Below are 14760 nucleotides of genomic sequence, written 5' to 3'. Positions count from 1 at the left end.
AGTACGGTGAGTCTCGTACTTAGCCGCCGACCCCCGGCGCGCCCGGTGACGTCCTGGAGAGCCCTGATGAGTGCTGCCCCCGCTGGTTTCGCTGCCCTGTTCGCTCCCTACACCCTTCGCTCGGTCACCGTCCCGAACCGCGTGTGGATGGCGGCGATGTGCCAGTACAGCGCCGAGGCCTTCGGCCCCGGCGCGGGCGTGGCGCACGACTGGCACTTCGCGCACTACGCCGCCCGCGCCGTCGGCGGCACCGGCCTGATCATCCAGGAGGCCACCGCCGTCTCCCCGGAAGGCCGGATCTCCCCCTACGACCTCGGCATCTGGAACGACACCCAGGTCGAGGCGCTGCGCCGGATCACCTCCTTCCTCAAGGCCCAGGGCACCGTCCCCGGCATCCAGATCGCGCACGCCGGACGCAAGGCCTCCACCGACCGGACCTGGAAGGGCGGTGGCTCGGTCGGGCCCGAGGCGCACGGCTGGCTGCCGGTCGCCCCGAGCGCCGTGCCGTTCGACGGGGACCGCCCGGCGCCGCACGAGCTGACGGCCGATGAGATCGCGGAGATCGTCGGCCAGTTCGCTGCCGCCGCCGAGCGCGCGCTGGCGGCGGGCTACGAGATCGTCGAGATCCACGGCGCCCACGGCTACCTCATCGGCGAGTTCCTCTCCCCGTTCAGCAACAAGCGCACCGACGCGTACGGCGGCTCGTTCGAGAACCGCACCCGCCTCGCCCTCGAAGTCGTGGACGCCGTACGGGCGGTGTGGCCCGAGGAGCTCCCGCTGTTCTTCCGGATCTCCGCCACCGACTGGCTGGAGGAGGAAGGCTGGACCGCCGACGAGACGGTCCGGCTGGCCGGGCTGCTCCAGGAGCACGGCGTGGACCTCCTCGACGTCTCCACCGGAGGCCTGGCCCCCAGGGTGGAGATCCCCGTCGGCCCTGGCTACCAGGTGCCGTTCGCCGCGCGGGTCAAGGCGGAGACCGGTCTCCCCGTGGCCGCCGTCGGCCTGATCACCGAACCGGGGCACGCCGAGAAGATCCTGGCCAACGGCGAGGCCGACGCCGTCCTGCTGGGCCGCGAACTGCTGCGCGACCCGTACTGGGCCCGCCGCGCGGCCGTCGAGCTCGGCGCGGAGCTCCGTACGCCCGACCAGTACCACCGGTCCTGGTGAAGCCGGTGCGGCTCCGGCGCCCCCATGCCGGAGCCGCACCCCGCCCTGTTCCTACGACGACTCTCGTACGATGGGGGCCCGGGCAAGCCGAGCGAGCGGAGCAGGGACATGACGGAACGTGACACGGCCCGCGCCCTCGACCACCCCGAGGCGGCCGCGATCCGGCTGGAGGGCGTCCTGCACGCGCTCTCCGACCCGCTCCGGCTCTCCATCGTCCAGGACCTGGCCGGCTCGGCCACGGAGCTGGCCTGCTCGTACTTCGACCTGCCGGTCACCAAGTCGACGACCACCCACCACTTCCGCGTCCTGCGCGAGAGCGGCCTCGTCCGCCAGACCTACCGGGGCACCACCAAGCTCAACGCCCTGCGCCGCGCGGAGCTGGAGGACCTCTTCCCCGGCCTCCTCGACAGCGTCCTCACGGCGGCGGCCGCCGAGGAAGCGCGGTCGGCCCGGATCCTCAGCTGACTCCGGCGGCGTCGAACAGGCCTTGCCAGTCGGGGATCTTGACCGAGCGGCGGCCCAGGGAGCGGCCGAGCTCGGACTCGGCCGCTTCGATGGCTTGCCAGCCCGGCCATTCCACCGGCCGCAGGCCCGCCGCCCGCATCGCGTCCAGCGGGTCCTCGTCGGGCACCTCGCGCCGGGCCAGCGCCCCCGCGTCCTGGAGCAGCGAGGACGCCGTCTCCTTGGCGCAGGGCCGGTTCGTGCCGATCACCCCCGTCGGGCCGCGCTTGATCCAGCCCGCCACGTACTCGCCGACCGAGGCCCGGCCCGCGCGCACGACCCGGCCCGCCGCGTGCGGGACCGTGCCCTTCGCCGGGTCGAAGGGCAGCCCGGCCAGCGGGACGCCCTTGTACCCCACCGAGCGCAGGACCAGCTGCGCCTCGATGTCCTCGTACACGCCGGTCCCGGTCACCCCGCCACGGCCATCCGGGGCGGTCCGCTCGAAGCGCACGCCGGTCACCCGGCCGTCGGGCCCGCCCAGCACCTCCACCGGCCGCAGGTAGAACCGCAGGGCGATGCGGCGCGGCCCGTCGCCCGGGCCGGCCTGTGCCCAGCCGCGCAGCACCTCCAGGTTCCGCCGCGCCACCGCGGGCAGCGCCGCGGCCGCCTCCGGATCCCCGTACACCGGGTCCAGGGCCGCCTCGGCGGGGTCCACCACGGCGTCCACCTCCGGCAGCGTGCCCAGCTCCCGCAGTTCCTTGGTGGTGAACTTGCCCTGCGAGGGGCCGCGCCGGGCCACCATCGCCACCCGGCGCACGCCGCTGTCCGCGAGCGCGCCGAGGGCGGGCTGCGGCATGTCCGTCGGCGCCAGCTCCGCCGCGCCCCGCGCCAGGATCCGCGTCACGTCCACCGCGACGTTGCCCGCGCCGACCACGACCGCCGAGTCCACCCCGCCCAGGTCGAAGACCTCGGCGGCGGCATCCGGGTGCCCGCTGTACCAGGACACGAAGGCCGTCGCGGAATGCACCCCGGCCAGCTCCTCGCCGGGGATCCCCAGCAGCCGGTCCCGGGCCGCGCCCACGCAGTACACCACCGCGTGGTAGAGCTCCAACAGCCGCTGCGTGGGCAGCCGCTCACCGCCGACCTCGACGTTCCCGAGGAAGCGGATCCGCTCGTCCTCCAGCACGGTGCGCAGGCTGCCCTGCAGCGACTTGATCTTCTCGTGGTCCGGCGCGACCCCGTACCGGACGAGCCCGTACGGAGCGGGCAGTCGGTCGAGCACGTCGACCCGCACCCCGGGCACCTCGCGCTGCTGGACCAGCGTCTGGGCCGCGTAGACCCCGCTGGGGCCCGATCCGACGACGGCGACACGAAGCACGGCGGAGCTCCTCCCGCAGGTGGTCCCAGCATGACACCGGCTTCCCCGGCAGTCAGCCCATCGCGCGCATCCGGTGGATCTCGGCGCTCTGCGTGGCCACCACCTCGGTGGCCATCTCCTCGACCGCGACGTTGTTGCCGCCGGTCAGCGCCTCGCCGGCCATCTTCAGGGCGCCCTCGTGGTGGGCGGTCATCAGCTTCAGGAAGAGCCGGTCGAAGTCGGCTCCCCGGGCGTCGGACAGTTCCTTCAGCTGCTGTTCGGTCGCCATGCCCGGCATCGCGCCGTGGTCGTGCGCGTGTCCGCCGACCGGCGCCGACGGTGCCGGATGGAGGGTCAGCCACTTCTCCATCGCCGCGATCTCGGGCTGCTGCGCGGCGGTGATCCGTTCCGCCAGCCGCCTGACGCCGTCCGCCGAGGCCCGGTCCGGCGCCAGCGCGCTCATCGTCAGGGCCTGCCTGTGGTGTTCGATCATGTTCTGGGCGTAGGCGTGGTCGGCGGCGTTCGGGCTGTCGTCGGGCTTTTCCTTCGCGGCCTGCTCGGGGGTGAGCGTGCGGGCCTTCTCGCCCGGCTTGCCCGGCGCGACGACCACGGCGCGTCCGTCCTCGGCCCCCTCCGCCCGGTCGTCTCCCTGGCAGCCGGTGAGTGTCAGCACGAGACCGGCGGCCGCGGCCGCTCCGGCGAGCCGGCCGAGCCGCGCGGATAAGGCCGTGCGGCCCCGGGGGTCTTTTGCCATGTCCATGGAAAGGAAGATACTGCCGGGGTCCTGGTTCCGTTCCCCTGAGGACCGGAACCGATCGGACTCCCTTGGGAGGGCACGTTGAGCACGTTCCACACCACGAGAGCGCGCAGCGCAAGGGCGGGAGCGGCCGTCGCTGCGGCCGGGCTCCTCACCGCGCTTCTGACCGCCGGACCGGCGGCCGCCACCCCGGACCCGGGTGACTTATCGCCCGGGAGCGGCAACCAGCGGGGCGCGGCCCTCGTCGACGGCAGGGAGCTCGCCCCCGGCGAGATCCCCGGCCAGGACGAGATCGTGCACAGCGCCAACATCAAGCCCCTGGCCAACATCCCCAGCGCCGACCCCACCGTCATCAACTCCGACCTGGCCTTCCAGGGCAGGTACGCCTACGCGGGCAACTACAACGGCTTCACGATCTACGACATCGCCAACCCGAAGGCACCGAAGACCGTCACCCAGGTGCTGTGCCCCGGCGGACAGAACGACGTCTCCGTCTACGGGGACCTGCTCTTCCTCTCCACCGACTCCTCGCGCAGCGACGACTCCTGCAACAGCGTCTCGCAGCCCGCGACGGAGAAGTCCTCGTGGGAGGGCATCAAGATCTTCGACATCAAGGACAAGAAGAACCCCAAGTACATCAAGTCCGTCGAGACCAACTGCGGCTCCCACACCCACACGCTGGTGCCGGGCGGCCGTGACATCTACCTCTACGTCGCCTCGTACTCCCCGAACGAGGCCTTCCCCGACTGCCAGCCGCCGCACGACGGCATCTCGGTGGTGAAGGTCCCCAAGAAGGCGCCGACGCAGGCCGCGGTCGTCTCCTTCCCGATCCTGTTCCCGGACGGCGGCAACCCGGGCGGGCCCACCAACCCCGGAGTCTCCAAGACCACCGGCTGCCACGACATCACCGTGCTGCCGTCGAAGAACCTGGCCGCCGGCGCCTGCATGGGCGACGGCATCCTCTTCGACATCAGCAAGCCCGAGCAGCCGCGGGTCATCGACCGTGTGCAGGACAACGTGAACTTCGCGTTCTGGCACTCCGCCACCTTCAACGAGCGGGCGGGCAAGGTGGTGTTCACCGACGAACTCGGCGGCGGTGGCGGCCCCACCTGCAACGAGGCCACCGGTCCCCACCGCGGCGCCGACGGGATCTACGACATCACCGGCAGCGGGGACCAGCGCAAGCTCGCCTTCCGCGGCTACTTCAAGATCCCGCGGCACCAGGCCGACACCGAGAACTGCGTGGCCCACAACGGCTCGCTGATCCCGGTCGGCGGCGGCCGCGACATCATGGTGCAGGCCTGGTACCAGGGCGGGGTCTCGGTGTGGGAGTTCACCGACTCCGCGCAGCCCAAGGAGATCGGGTACTTCGAACGCGGCCCGCTGACCACGGACAAGCTCGGACTCGGCGGGTCCTGGTCGGCGTACTACTACAACGGGCACATCTACTCGAACGACATCACCAAGGGCCTCGACGTGCTGCGGCTGGACGACTGGCGCACCGCGAGCGCGAAGTGGGTGTGGCTGGACCGGCTCAACGTGCAGAGCCAGCCCGAGTACCACTGACGCCCAGGGGCTGGGTGTGTGACGGGAACGTTCCGCCGGGCGGCCCGCCGTCCGGCGGGACACCGAGCTCCCAGTCCAGCCCGTAGCGCTGGAACAGCTCGGCCCGCAGCCGGGCCGCAGGCATCGGCGCGCCCGGCAGCAGGACCGCCACCACGGCGCCCATCAGCAGCGCCCGCAGCAGCGGATAGTCCACGTCCACGTCCGTCGAGCCGTACCGGGTGACGGTGTCCCGCAGCAGTTCGGCGAGCCGCTGCTGCTCCGCGCACTGGACGAAGCCCTCGGCCTGGAGGATGCCGGCCATGTGCGTGCGCATCAGCCGCGGCTCGTCCCGGGCCAGCCCGAGGATCGCGTCGATGGCCCGGGCCAGCCGCTCGCGCCCTTCGTCCTCGCCGGTGGGCAGCGGCTCGCGCTCCAGCGCCGCCTCCAGGGTGAGGTGCATCAGCCGGTGCACCGCCGACTGCAGCAGCTGCCGTTTGCCCGGGAAGTAGTACGAGACCAGGCCGCGCGCGGCGCCCGCCCGGTCGGCGATGTCGCCGAGCGTGGTGGCCTCGTAGCCCCGCTCGGCGACGAGTTCGACCGTCGCGTGGAGCAGCCGCTCGCGGGAACGTCTGCGCAATTCTTCATTGACCGATGCGCTGCGCGGGGACATGCTTACTCCTGCGTTGACTGGCTCAGAGCCAATATACTCAGCGCGCGGGTCCGCCTGCTCTGGGTGAAACGGGGGATCGCCCAGGGCAGGCACACCGGCCAGGCGCACCACACCTCACGGTCCGGCGCGGCCGGGTCCCGGCCGGCGGACGGAGACGGACGTCATGAGTGCCACCAGGGCCACGCCCAGCAGCCAGCCCGCCACCACGTCCGTCACCCAGTGGACCCCCAGGTAGAGACGGGTGAAACCGACTCCGACCACGGAGACGACGGCCACCGCCCAGGCAGTGCCCGCCCACCGCGCGGGAGCCCGCCGGGGGAGCAGCCAGAGCAGCAGCCCGACCACCACCGTCGCCGTCATCGCGTGGCCGGACGGGTAGGCCGAATAGTGGGCCGAATCCACCGGGTCCGGCCACACCGGGCGCGCCCGTCCCACCAGCCCCTTCATCCCCTGCTGCACCACTACGGCCACCAGCGTCACCAGCGCCACCCGCAGTGCCCGCTCCCGGTCACCGCGCCACCACAGCGTCACGCAGGCGGCGGCGGCCAGGGCCCGCATGGTCCACGGATCCCACACCCAGTCGGTGAGGATCCGCATCGTGTGGGTGACCCCGGGATGGGCGACGGCATGGCCGTGCAGATCCCGGGCGACCCGGTCGTCGTACGACAGCAGCGGCTGCCACTCCGCCACCACCAGCGCTGTCAGTACGGCCGCGAGCAGCGCGCAGCCGATGCCCGCCCAACGCAAGTGATCGTTCCGCATACAAGGATCCTGCCACCCGGGGGCGAACCGCTGCCGGGCGGGCGTGCTACGCCAGGGCGCTCAGCCCCGGTACGAGGGCCACCAGCAGCGGCACCGCCGGGACCAGCGTCGCCAGCGCCGTCAGCCGCAGCCTGTTCATCGCGGACAGCCGGGGTGCGGCCGACAGCAGCCGCGCCACCCGCTCCTGTACGTGTGCCTGGGGGGCGGCGGAGGGCCCGAACACCCCGCGGTCCTCGTTCAGTCCGACCAGGGCCAGCGCGACGGTGAGGCGCCCGTACCGCCGCGAGGCCACGTCGTCGGCGGCCAGCTCGACGAGGCGGTGCATCTCCGCCTCGAAGGCCGCGAAGACGGGCACCTGCGGAAACCCCCCGGCCAGCGCCCGCGAGCAGTGCAGCAGCCAGTCGTGGCGGGCCGCCGCGTGCCCCTGCTCGTGCGCGAGCACCGCATCGAGCTGGCTCCCCTTCAGCCGGCCCAGCGCCGCCGTCGTGACCACGAGTTGCGGGGCCGCCCCGGGCAGCCACCAGGCGTCCGGCCGCTGCCCCTCCAGGACGACGAGCCGCCCGCCCGCGGGGTCCTCCCCGGGCAACAGCGGGGCCCGCTCCAGCAGTTCGGTGCCCTGGGTGCGCCGCCGGGCCCGCGCCCGCAGGACCTCCCGGGCCAGCATCGTCCCGGTCCACAGCGCCCCGCCCGCCAGCGCGAGCGCCGTACCGGCGGCCCAGGGGCCTCCGGACGCGCCCAGGGCGTACGCGTCGACCACCCCGTGCGGGGCGGCGGCGAACAGCCGGCCCCGGACCGCCTGCCAGGCGGCCGCCGCGCTCAGCAGCATCGACAGTCCCAGGCACAGGAGCACCGCACCCACCACGCACTGCCACACCCACAGGGCGACGACCGGTTCACGCTCGGGCCATCGGGCCCGGCCCAGCAGACGGGGCGCGAGCACCGCGGTCAGAGCGCCGAGCAGCAGGAGTGCGGCGGGGACCATCATGGCCACCAGCCTATGAGCGGGGGGCTACCTGCGGGTACGGCCTCGGGGGATTGGTGACGCAGGACACGTGGGGCGTGCGCCGCCGTCACATGGCGAGCAGCATGGCCAACATCGCCGTTCCCATGGCCAGTCGGCAGGCCCGGGTCAGCTCGGCCGCCTTCTGGGGACCGGCGGCCGGGCCGCCCGAGGCCAGGGCCGTGTGCGTGCTCCCGCCGTCCGCCGCCAGCCGGGCCCCGCCCAGCAGGACGTACCCCGCGAAGTAGAGGAGCAGCGCCCCGGTGACCAGGGGCAGCCCCGCGCCGTGCCCGGACCCCGCGGCCGTCGTCAGCGCCATGTAGGCCATGGCCAGCGAGCCGATCAGGTGGTGGGCGTGGTGCACCCCGCCGCGCAGCATCCACACGGCGTGCAGGGCGGCGGCGCAGAAGACCACCCCCAGCACGAGGGCCTGCCACCCGTCACGGACGCCGACGGGCACCGCCATCAGTGCCATGCCGAACCCCATCACGGCCTCCCCGGCGGCGCCGCCACCCGATCTGCGCACCTGCCCGAGGCAGTACCCGCCGCTCACCGCGCACAGCAGGACGAGCAGCCAGGAGGAGACGGAGGCGGATGCGGACATGGTGGGACCGTGCACGGCGGAACCTCCCGGTTCGTCGGCGTCACGGAAAGAGATGCCCGCCCGGGGTGGCCCGCACGCAGCCCCCGGTTAGGTTCTCCTTATGCGGCCCCGGGATAGGCTCTCCCGAGCCGTACCGGGCATGTCACATGCCACCGCGCAGAACGGAGCCCCCGATGTCGACCGCCAACCCCGCAGCCCTGAGCTTCCGCACCGCCGTCGAGGCGGATGTGACGGAGCTGGTGGCACTCGTCGAGTCGGCGTACCGCGGTGACGCCAGCCGCGGCGGCTGGACCACGGAGGCCGACTACCTGGAGGGGCAGCGCACCGACGCGGCCGGGGTCCGCCAGATCATCGATACCCCCGACAGCACCCTCGTGGTCGTCGAGCGCGCCGGTGAGACCGTCGCCTGCTGCCAGCTCGAACACCGGGGCGACCACGCCTACTTCGGGATGTTCGCGGTCCGTCCCGGCCTCCAGGGCGCGGGCCTCGGCAAGGAGATCCTGGCCGAGGCCGAGCGCCGCGCCCGCGAGACGTGGGGCGCCAAGGAGATGCGCATGACGGTGGTGAACGTACGGGAGGAGCTCATCGCCTACTACGTGCGCCGCGGTTACCGGCGCACCGGTGAGCTGAGCCCCTTCCCCTACGGCGACGAGCGCTTCGGGGTCCCGCTCCGCGACGACCTGGCCTTCGAACTGCTGGTCAAGTCGCTGTAGCCGGACCGGCTATGCGGTGAAGCGCCCCGTGCTGCGGATCTCCGGGAAGTCGGTGACCGCGCCGTCCAGGCCGAGCGCCCGCGCGAGCCGCAGCTGGTCCAGGGTGTTGACGGCCCGGCCGGTCACCCGCAGTCCGGCCGTGTGCGCCGTCTCCACGGCCTCCAGGGTGAGCCGCCGGATGTCCGCGGAGATCGTCGCCGCGCCCGCGGTCAGCGCCCGCGCCACCAGGTCCCCGGCCCCGTCGCCGAGGGAGTCGGCGTGGAGCACGGTCCGCGCGCCCGGCACCCGCCGCGCCGTCTCGGCCAGCAGCGCGTCGTCGGGGGAGACCACTTCCACGCGGGCGGTCAGGTCGAGGCGCAGGAGCAGTTCCGTGAGCACTCCGGCGGCGGCCCGGTCCCGTACCGACGCCTGCAGCGGGATCCGGACCGCGTCCAGGACGTCCTCGAAGACCGGCACGCGCTCGCCCTCGCCGGCGTCGAGTTCGCGCAGTTCGGCCAGGGTCAGATGGGCGACGGCGCCCGAGCCGTCGGTGGTCCGGTCCACCTCGGGGTCGCGCAGGGCGACGAGGGCGCCGTCCTTGCTCAGTTGGAGGTCCAGGGCGATGGCGTCCATGCCGGAACGTTCCGCTCGGATATACGACCGCAGGGTGTTCTCCGGTTCGACACCCATGACCCCGCGGTGACCGATGGTGAGGAAAGTCAAGGTTCTCTCGCTTCCGTCGACGGCGGCTCCCCGCGCGGTCGCGGTGTCCCGACCGGCCGCGCGCGGTGAGGACGCATGCTAGTGCGCCCACGGCGCGAAGGGACCGGCCGTGCAAGGCCCCGCAGGGGCCCACCGGCCGCTTCCCGCCGGGGTTGTGCGCCCGGGTGCGGCCGGTGGCGGTCCCGCCGCGTCACCCGGGCGTGGGCGTGTCCCGGCCGGCTTGACCAGCCCCGGCTCAGGCCTCGGTGACGGTGGCCGGAGCGGGTTCCCCGCGGTCGGCGGCCAGGTCGGCCAGGTCGTGCAGGAGGGCCTGTGCGAGCTCCAGTTCCGCCAGGTGCTGCCGCTCGCTCCAGCGCAGCGCGAGGGCGGGGAAGGCCCATTGCGGAACCTCGGCCGCGTGCTCCATCGCCTCCCGTACGGCGGCCAGTTCGGCCCGGGTGCGCTCCATGTGTTCGCCGACCATCGCGCGCAGCCGCTCCGGCTCGGCGAGGTGCCCGAGCCAGACTCGCAGCAGCAGCCCGTGCTTGAGCACCGGGGGACCGGCCTCGGCGGTGTCGGCGGCCCAGCCGGCCAGGGCCTCGCGCCCGGCGTCGGTGATGGCGTAGCGGCGCTTGGCCCGCGCCTCCTCGGGCCCCGAGCGCGCGGAGGCCGCGTAACCCAGCTCCTCCAGCCGGCGCAGCTCCGCGTAGATCTGGCTGATGGCCGGTGACCAGTAGAAGAAGCGCAGTGAGGAGTCCGCCCACTTCTTCAGCTCGTAGCCGGTGCGCTCCCCCGGGAAGGAGAGCAGACCGAGAACCGCCCACGCGGTCGGCGGTAGCTCTTGCTTCTTCGTCTTCTGACTACTAGTCATATTCCTAATTGAAGTAAGACCGGGCACGGGACGCAACCCTGGAGGCACCGTGAAATTCTCCGTGATCTTCGAAGCCCAGCTGGCCGACCCGACCGTGGAGCGGGAGCACCAGGTCATCCGCGACTGCGTCGAACAGGCCGTGCTGGCCGAACGGATGGGATTCGACCGGATCTGGGCGGTAGAGCACCACTCGCTGAAGTGGTACGCACACATGTCCGCCCCCGAGGAGTTTTTATAGCGCATAGGTTCGCGCCAGGCCGCCCGCCTGCGTAAAGGCTCACGCGGCGGACGGCCACCCGGCTTCGGCGAGGAGCGGTACAAGACGCAACACCGTCGAACGGGCCATCGACAAGCTCAAGCACTCTTGAGCCGTCGCCACCCGATACGAGAAGCGCGGCTACGTCTTCCTCGGTACTGCAACGCAGCAGCCCTCGTCATGGGGCTCCGAACATGATCGACCGGACAAAATCCTGGTCGTCAGGAACCGGCGTCACTGCCTACGCCTCCGGAGTCGGTGCTGGTACCGGTGTCCGGGTTGGTCGTATTGTCAGCGCTGTCGACCACGCCACCGGTATCCTGGCTGGTTGCATTGTCAGTGCCGTCGACCACGCCACCGGTGTCCTGGCTGATCGCCTTCGGCGGCGTCTTAGTAAGGATCTTCGGCGGCTTCTTCGGCGTCTTGGTGAGGATCTTCGGCGGCTTCTTCGGTGTCTGTTCGCCCGGCTTCTGCTCACCCGGCTTCTGCTCAGCCGGCTTCTCGCCCGGCTTCTGCTCACCCGGCTTCTCGCCCGGCTTCTGCTCACCCGGCTTGCAGTACACCTCGCTCTTGTAGAAGTGGCAGCCCGGCATGTTCTGGATGGGCTTCGGCTTGCCCTTGCCCTTGCCCTTGCCTCTGCCCTTGTAGCCCTTGTAGCCCTTGTTCTTGTGGTAGTCGCTGTCGCTGTCGCCGTGCCTGTCCGCCGTCAGGGTCACGGCGTTGGTATGCCCTTCCGCCGGGGTGGCGAAGGCGCTGGAGGGTAGCAGTGCCCCTCCTGCCGCCAGGGCGGTCGAGGTGGCAAACAGCACGAGGCGCTTGGTCTGAGATGTGCGAGACATGGGAATTCTCCATCACTGATAGAGGGGTATGGGTTGTCGCTGCCCGTCGGTTCATGGGCCGAAGCGGGCTGCGAATGGGGCGGCGGGGCCGCACGCTCTGTGTGGCTCCGAACCTCAAGTAGGCCCGGGCAGTCGATTCGCGTCACGACACTGAATTTCGGGACTTGACACGGCCCGATGGCTATCCACACGGCCGGGACTGGGCCACTCGACCGCCGGGCGGCATGCGGACGAAGTCGTCCTGCGCCTGCGCCATTACGTGACGCCGCAGGACCGTTCGGCCCCGTCGCCGCGGCGACGGGCGGATCGACGTCGCCGACCCGCCCCGCCTTCCGACGCGTGCCGGACCGGCGCGTCCCGGACGACATCCTGCGCTGGCAGTACATCCTCGCCCAACGCCACGATGGAGGCCCTGGTCGCGGAGAGCTTCACCGCCGTGCAGCAAGTCGGCGCCAGGTCCCTCGCGTGAACGCGTGGCCTTGTCGGCGTGCCCGCTGCCGTGGCTGGGCTTCGCACCGGACGAGGTGAAGGCAGCCCCGCCGGCCGCAGTGGGACGGCTGGCCCGGCAGCTCGGGTTACTGGTGGAGGTGCTTCGCGGGTACGGGGCGTCCCGGGAACAGACGCGTACGGCGCCCGGGGCGAAAGAGGCGTGAGGTGTGACGGCAATGACACGGTGCCGTTGCCGTCCGGCTGGGAGTTGAGGGGCAGTCGGGGACAGGGCCCACGCCGCCGGGGCCATCGGCAGACGAAGGGCCGTACCGGTTGTCGGGGTGTCCGGTGCTCGGCTGCGGCCCGGCGGCCCGGGCGGAGACGCGCGAGTGGCAACGGGCCGGCCTCGGCAGGCAGTCGGTGCAGAATGAGCGAGCCCGGGGCCGTCGCAACCCCCCCACGCCGGCTTTGCGCCGCCGCACGGACCCGCGCTGTCAGGCCCCGCAGTGGCCCACCTCCGCTTCGACTCCCGCTCCGAACAACGGATCAAACACCCTCCGGGCGGACGGCTGGCGGTCCCGCTCCCCCGCAGGCGAGGGGAGGGCGAGTGGAGCAAGATGGACGTATCCGGACCCGCCGGGCTGAAGAAGGTCGTGGTCCTGATGTCCGACAGAGACACAACGCTCAGCAGCAAGCGGCAACTGGTCCAGGCGGTGGCAACCATCACGCTGGCGGCCTGCGCGCTGTTGCTGGCCAACGGTGTCGCGCTGGCTGCGGTGCAGGCCCACGCAACCACGACGGTCGCGGGCTCGGCCTCGGCAGCAACCCCGGCTCAGACTCGATACGACCGGATCGCCCTTCAGACGCTCGACGACATCGTGAAGGGCAACTTCACCGCGGCCACAGCCCGCTTCGATGCGACGATGCGTACACAACTGCCCCCAGCCACCCTCGCGACGGCATGGAAGACCTTCCAGAATCAGTTCGGACGCTATCAGTCACACGGGGATCCCAAGGACGTCGCATTCGGCGAGTTCACTGCGGTCAAGGTGCCGTTGCGCATGGAACGCACACCTGCGGAGTTCCGCGTGACCTTCCACAAGGACGGAAGCATCGCTTCTCTATTTTTCCTCTGGACAGGAGCGCCGGTCTCGTAGATCAACCCACGTGCAGGGCCTTGGCCGGCTGCTTGGGCGTCATCCAAGGTTGCCAGACTGCGGTGGCAGATGGGGGCGGGCGACCGCCGGGCTGCCCGCGTCATGATCGCCAGGACACTTCCTAGCTAGTCCGTCCCCCTCGCGCACCTCGTACGCGAGTAGCTCCGGCCGGAAGGGGGCTCCGGCCGGGGCAGTCGTTGTGAATCAGTCCTCAAGCGGGTAGCACGTCCCGCACTGGACATTACGGGGCGTGCACGTTTCTGGATCGACCATGACGGTCACCCCGAACCCATGCGGGCAGACTCGCCGCGGCCGCCTCCCGGGTCGGCGCTCAACCCGGTTCGCGGACCAGCCCGCAACCATGCTGTGGAATCGAGGGTCAATCCACACTCCCCGTTCCGGCCCTCCGGCCTCTTCGCTCACAGCAACCCCTTCCTCGCGGAACGTAGTCGACTGTAGGGGAGCGGGAGGAGTCAGGCCATCGGCGGGGCAGCGCAAGCCGACCCGCCCTCCGTGCACTCGCTGTGCATGCAGTCCCCGGCGTGGATCTCCGTGTCCGCCAGTGGCCCCCACAGATAGGCGTCCGGCTCGTACCCGGCCCCCCGGATCGCGTCCATCGCGTGGTCCAAGGTGTCCGCGTCGCGGCGCAGGGTCTCCGGGCCCTCCGGCCGGTGGTCCACGAACCGGCCGAGCGACGCGCACAGCCCGCGGTACATGGCCGTGTGGAGGATGAGCGCATGCCAGCCCATGTCCACGGCCTTGGAGGGGCGCAGGTGTCGGCCCGTGGCCGTCGCGGCCGCCGCCACGAACTTGATCGCTTCGTCCGTAATGCGCTCGGCCAGCGCCAGGTCGATGCCCTCGTTGTCGCGCTGCACGAGGTGTACGACGCGGCTGAAGCCCTCTGCCGAAAGCAGGTGTCGGGCGGACGCTTCCAGGGTAGTGGGAGTTGTCATCATTCCTCCGAGTAGTTGCGTTGGGGTGGTGCAACCCGTCCCGGCCGTGGGTCCTGGCAGATACGCGGCCGGGCGGGACTCTTAGGGGCAGACGGTGCCGATGATGATCACGGCGAGGGTGCCGATCAGGATCACGAGGTACAGGGCCTGACGCACGCGCTCGGTCACGTGGCCCGCAGCGAGAGCCACGGCCCGTAGACATCCACTCTCTGCCAGCAGCGCACTGGGTCATGCTGGACGGCCCAGGCGTAACAGCAGATCCGGCAGTCGGCCATGGGGCCGCCGTACTGGGTCGCGATGCGGGCCAGCATCCGGCAGCCGGCACACAACATGTGCTCCAGCGTGCAGACGCCCTCGGGATGTGCCGCTGATGTCTCGACCGTCATCCGGAGCCGTGAGAGGTCAAAGGCCTCCTCGTCCATCCGGCGCATGGCTGTCACTACGCCCCCTCCGGTGCGGGGCAGGCCCATACCTCGACGCTCACGTCGTGGGCGCCGTGACGGCCCGGTGCTCGGCCGAGCAGGACCGCGCCGGTGGTGAGCCGCTGTCCGCACGCTA

Annotated in this window: 15 protein-coding genes and 1 pseudogene; 6 read left to right on the top strand and 10 right to left on the bottom strand. The window is 71.7% G+C overall.

Features of this window, described 5'->3' with window-relative positions; genetic code table 11:
* Positions 1 to 66 precede the first annotated feature (66 nt).
* The gene (locus OG429_RS06680) at positions 67 to 1167 is read left to right on the top strand and encodes an NADH:flavin oxidoreductase/NADH oxidase (RefSeq protein ID WP_328924365.1); all 1101 of its coding nucleotides are present in this window, start codon (positions 67 to 69) and stop codon (positions 1165 to 1167) included.
* 108 nt (positions 1168 to 1275) lie between these two features.
* Positions 1276 to 1632, top strand: a complete 357-nt coding sequence (locus OG429_RS06675; protein ID WP_328924364.1) for an ArsR/SmtB family transcription factor — start codon at positions 1276 to 1278, stop codon at positions 1630 to 1632.
* On the opposite strand, the gene OG429_RS06670 is transcribed toward OG429_RS06675, so the two are convergent.
* Positions 1625 to 2986 (bottom strand): FAD-dependent oxidoreductase, encoded by a 1362-nt coding sequence (locus OG429_RS06670; protein ID WP_328924363.1) that lies wholly within the window; start codon positions 2984 to 2986, stop codon positions 1625 to 1627. The genes OG429_RS06675 and OG429_RS06670 overlap by 8 nt on opposite strands.
* 52 nt (positions 2987 to 3038) lie before the next feature.
* Positions 3039 to 3725, bottom strand: coding sequence for a DUF305 domain-containing protein (locus OG429_RS06665; RefSeq protein WP_405680343.1), 687 nt, complete (start codon positions 3723 to 3725; stop codon positions 3039 to 3041).
* 78 nt (positions 3726 to 3803) lie between these two features.
* Here OG429_RS06665 and OG429_RS06660 point away from each other — a divergent pair, with 78 nt between their 5' ends.
* Positions 3804 to 5288, top strand: coding sequence for an LVIVD repeat-containing protein (locus tag OG429_RS06660; protein ID WP_328924362.1), 1485 nt, complete (start codon positions 3804 to 3806; stop codon positions 5286 to 5288).
* Here OG429_RS06660 and OG429_RS06655 read toward each other — a convergent pair.
* From OG429_RS06655 to OG429_RS06640, 4 genes are all read right to left on the bottom strand, one after another.
* Positions 5257 to 5937 (bottom strand): TetR/AcrR family transcriptional regulator, encoded by a 681-nt coding sequence (locus OG429_RS06655; RefSeq protein ID WP_328924361.1) that lies wholly within the window; start codon positions 5935 to 5937, stop codon positions 5257 to 5259. The two genes, OG429_RS06660 and OG429_RS06655, sit on opposite strands and share 32 nt — an antisense overlap.
* A gap of 114 nt (positions 5938 to 6051) precedes the next feature.
* Entirely contained in the window at positions 6052 to 6699 is a 648-nt protein-coding gene (locus tag OG429_RS06650; RefSeq protein WP_328924360.1) for a phosphatase PAP2 family protein, read from the bottom strand.
* A gap of 46 nt (positions 6700 to 6745) precedes the next feature.
* A complete protein-coding gene (locus OG429_RS06645) occupies positions 6746 to 7684 on the bottom strand; it encodes a M56 family metallopeptidase (protein WP_328924359.1) in 939 nt (312 codons plus the stop codon).
* 85 nt (positions 7685 to 7769) lie between these two features.
* On the bottom strand, positions 7770 to 8303 hold the full coding sequence (locus OG429_RS06640; protein ID WP_328924358.1) for a DUF5134 domain-containing protein: 534 nt from the start codon (positions 8301 to 8303) through the stop codon (positions 7770 to 7772).
* A gap of 173 nt (positions 8304 to 8476) precedes the next feature.
* On the opposite strand from OG429_RS06640, the gene OG429_RS06635 reads away from it, so the two are divergent.
* Positions 8477 to 9016 (top strand): GNAT family N-acetyltransferase, encoded by a 540-nt coding sequence (locus OG429_RS06635; RefSeq protein WP_328924357.1) that lies wholly within the window; start codon positions 8477 to 8479, stop codon positions 9014 to 9016.
* 9 nt (positions 9017 to 9025) lie between these two features.
* Here OG429_RS06635 and OG429_RS06630 read toward each other — a convergent pair whose 3' ends face one another.
* Positions 9026 to 9718 (bottom strand): glycerophosphodiester phosphodiesterase, encoded by a 693-nt coding sequence (locus OG429_RS06630; protein ID WP_328924356.1) that lies wholly within the window; start codon positions 9716 to 9718, stop codon positions 9026 to 9028.
* A 235-nt stretch (positions 9719 to 9953) separates the two neighbouring features.
* Entirely contained in the window at positions 9954 to 10568 is a 615-nt protein-coding gene (locus OG429_RS06625; protein WP_328924355.1) for a PadR family transcriptional regulator, read from the bottom strand.
* A gap of 49 nt (positions 10569 to 10617) precedes the next feature.
* On the opposite strand from OG429_RS06625, the pseudogene OG429_RS06620 reads away from it, so the two are divergent.
* Positions 10618 to 10803 (top strand): annotated as a pseudogene (locus tag OG429_RS06620) (LLM class flavin-dependent oxidoreductase); the annotation flags it as partial.
* A gap of 242 nt (positions 10804 to 11045) precedes the next feature.
* Here OG429_RS06620 and OG429_RS06615 read toward each other — a convergent pair.
* Positions 11046 to 11663, bottom strand: coding sequence for a hypothetical protein (locus OG429_RS06615; RefSeq protein WP_328924354.1), 618 nt, complete (start codon positions 11661 to 11663; stop codon positions 11046 to 11048).
* Positions 11664 to 12709: 1046 nt separating this feature from the next.
* On the opposite strand from OG429_RS06615, the gene OG429_RS06610 reads away from it, so the two are divergent.
* Positions 12710 to 13249, top strand: coding sequence for a DUF3887 domain-containing protein (locus tag OG429_RS06610; RefSeq protein ID WP_328924353.1), 540 nt, complete (start codon positions 12710 to 12712; stop codon positions 13247 to 13249).
* Between the two features lie 473 nt (positions 13250 to 13722).
* Here OG429_RS06610 and OG429_RS06605 read toward each other — a convergent pair whose 3' ends face one another.
* The gene (locus OG429_RS06605) at positions 13723 to 14202 is read right to left on the bottom strand and encodes a hypothetical protein (protein WP_328924352.1); all 480 of its coding nucleotides are present in this window, start codon (positions 14200 to 14202) and stop codon (positions 13723 to 13725) included.
* Positions 14203 to 14760 lie beyond the last annotated feature (558 nt).

The organism is Streptomyces sp. NBC_00190, assembly GCF_036203305.1.
In the GTDB taxonomy this organism is placed as follows: domain Bacteria; phylum Actinomycetota; class Actinomycetes; order Streptomycetales; family Streptomycetaceae; genus Streptomyces.
The sequence above is the reverse complement of the archived record's forward strand: the minus strand, read 5'-3'. Positions and strand labels throughout refer to the sequence as shown.

Excerpts from the sequence above, each read along its gene's own strand:
- OG429_RS06625 (WP_328924355.1), bottom strand. The coding sequence starts at position 10,568 with ATGACTAGTAGTCAGAAGACGAAGAAGCAAGAGCTACCGCCGACCGCG.
- OG429_RS06610 (WP_328924353.1), top strand. The coding sequence starts at position 12,710 with ATGGACGTATCCGGACCCGCCGGGCTGAAGAAGGTCGTGGTCCTGATG.
- OG429_RS06655 (WP_328924361.1), bottom strand. The coding sequence starts at position 5,937 with ATGTCCCCGCGCAGCGCATCGGTCAATGAAGAATTGCGCAGACGTTCC.
- OG429_RS06680 (WP_328924365.1), top strand. The coding sequence starts at position 67 with ATGAGTGCTGCCCCCGCTGGTTTCGCTGCCCTGTTCGCTCCCTACACC.
- OG429_RS06640 (WP_328924358.1), bottom strand. The coding sequence starts at position 8,303 with ATGTCCGCATCCGCCTCCGTCTCCTCCTGGCTGCTCGTCCTGCTGTGC.
- OG429_RS06635 (WP_328924357.1), top strand. The coding sequence starts at position 8,477 with ATGTCGACCGCCAACCCCGCAGCCCTGAGCTTCCGCACCGCCGTCGAG.
- OG429_RS06615 (WP_328924354.1), bottom strand. The coding sequence starts at position 11,663 with ATGTCTCGCACATCTCAGACCAAGCGCCTCGTGCTGTTTGCCACCTCG.
- OG429_RS06675 (WP_328924364.1), top strand. The coding sequence starts at position 1,276 with ATGACGGAACGTGACACGGCCCGCGCCCTCGACCACCCCGAGGCGGCC.
- OG429_RS06665 (WP_405680343.1), bottom strand. The coding sequence starts at position 3,725 with ATGGACATGGCAAAAGACCCCCGGGGCCGCACGGCCTTATCCGCGCGG.
- OG429_RS06605 (WP_328924352.1), bottom strand. The coding sequence starts at position 14,202 with ATGACAACTCCCACTACCCTGGAAGCGTCCGCCCGACACCTGCTTTCG.
- OG429_RS06650 (WP_328924360.1), bottom strand. The coding sequence starts at position 6,699 with ATGCGGAACGATCACTTGCGTTGGGCGGGCATCGGCTGCGCGCTGCTC.
- OG429_RS06645 (WP_328924359.1), bottom strand. The coding sequence starts at position 7,684 with ATGATGGTCCCCGCCGCACTCCTGCTGCTCGGCGCTCTGACCGCGGTG.